Here is a 1,791-nt window from a genome sequence, read left to right on the forward strand (position 1 = left end):
ATACGTCAAAGAAAGTAGCTTCGAAACGTAGAGAAAGTCTGGAAAAGAAAACAAGTCCGGTAATGAAGGAGGATATTATTTTTTTTTTTCAAGCAGAAGACGGCATACGAGATAGGAGTCCGTCTCGTGGGCTCGGAGATATGTAGCGGAGACAGGCTTCCTTGCCCTGGAACTGGTTGATAATCTGGACAGTCTTATCACCGGGGTTTCTCCGGCCAACGATGAGCACTGCGATATTTCCGTGACTATGGTCAAAACCGACCAAGAGATTGTCGGAGTCTTTCTTTTTCTGGGCCAGCCCAATCATGTTCACCAGAATATCCAGGTTCACCGTATTCGCCCGAAGCCCCTGGATGATGGCATCCATACCATCTTTGGACAGACACTTCCCCGGCAGGGAGCCATCCTTACCGGGGAGAAGTTTTTTCACTTTCTCAAGGAGAGCGATTGTCTTATCGCTGTCGAGCACCCTCATTTTTTATCCACCCGATTCGCTTTCCGGTCGTCGAACTCGGCCTTGTCGATGCTGACCATCTTGCCCTCGACCAACTTGAAGTAGTAGTTCAGGTCGATTCGCTTGCCGGTGGGGGTGATGAAGTAGAGGAACGCAATGGTGTCGTAGTCGCCGTTCTTCTCATCGGATAGGAAGGTATCCCGAACGACCTTGAACCGCCTGTCATAGGGGAAGTAGGGCATGGTGATGGGGAAGATCTTGTCGATGAGCTGGGTGGCGATGCCGTTCGTATACGGCGTGTCGGGTTTCTCAATATCGACGACATAGGTGCGGGACGTGTCGCTGTAGGTCGTAGTGCCGTCGGGAGCGACGTCCTTGAAGAGCNCCGACATCCTTTTACACTGATAGTGCTTGTGAGTGTCCCCCTTGGGGAACTCGCCGGAAATATTCTCCCAAACATCGGGAGTATCCTCGATGGGGCTCAGGCACTTGCCGTCGATCAGGCGGTTGAGGATGCCCTTGGTGACAGAGATGTAGAATTTATCCTTGCTGTCACGCATCATACTCCGGTAGGCACGCAGGGCGCTCTCATAGCAGGCGATGCCGTCACTCTCTTCGCCCTTTTTCTCGGACATCTCCCGCTCCTTGTTGCAAGCCAGGGAAACTTCACGCCCGGCCCAGTCCACGGGCTCGTCCGCGAGAGACAGCAGTCGCCCGACGTCCTTATCAGTGTGGCCATCCCACTCGGGAGCCGTCTCGACTTCCTTGCAACGGAACAGATCCCAGTCCTTGTCCTCATAGTGATAGGTGTAGGAGCCCTGGGGAGTGCTGATACCGACGATGAACCAGCCGCCTCCGAAGCAGGGCTCACCGTCCGAATGCTTGCGGGATTTCCACGACATGGTGGGGAAAGTGTTGACCAGGGCAGCGAAGAGAACCAGTCTTTGCTGGTAGAGGGAGTTGAAGGTGTGGAAGCCATCGCTCACCTCGCCGATGTCTCCGAGTTCCTCGGGGGCGATACAGTGTTTGATGCAAAATTCTTTCAGATCCATGATTATTTCTCCTTTTCTTCCGTTGGTTTATTCTAACCAGCGATTGTCGATGTAATAGAACCCTCCTGTACAAATGGCCATAAGAATGACCCAAAATATCCAGAAAGCAACGACCATGAAATCAGACTCAAGGGTATTCAGAGTTTCGTCAATGGTGCGGTTTTCATAGAAAGGTGTTCCGTTTGTGATAGTGTCATCGCGTAATTCCGTGAAGATTGTCCCCGTGAACTGACTCCCAATGCCGTAATACTTATAACGAACATGACTGGATTCTTTGATAGCTGT

General features: G+C 51.8%; 1 pseudogene. It reads right to left on the minus strand.

The features are described from left to right. Positions 1-1,533 precede the first annotated feature (1,533 nt). Positions 1,534-1,791: pseudogene (locus tag JX325_RS16215) on the minus strand (hypothetical protein); the annotation flags it as partial.

The organism is Oscillibacter sp. CU971 (assembly GCF_905219725.1).
Classification (GTDB): Bacteria; Bacillota; Clostridia; order Oscillospirales; family Oscillospiraceae; genus Oscillibacter.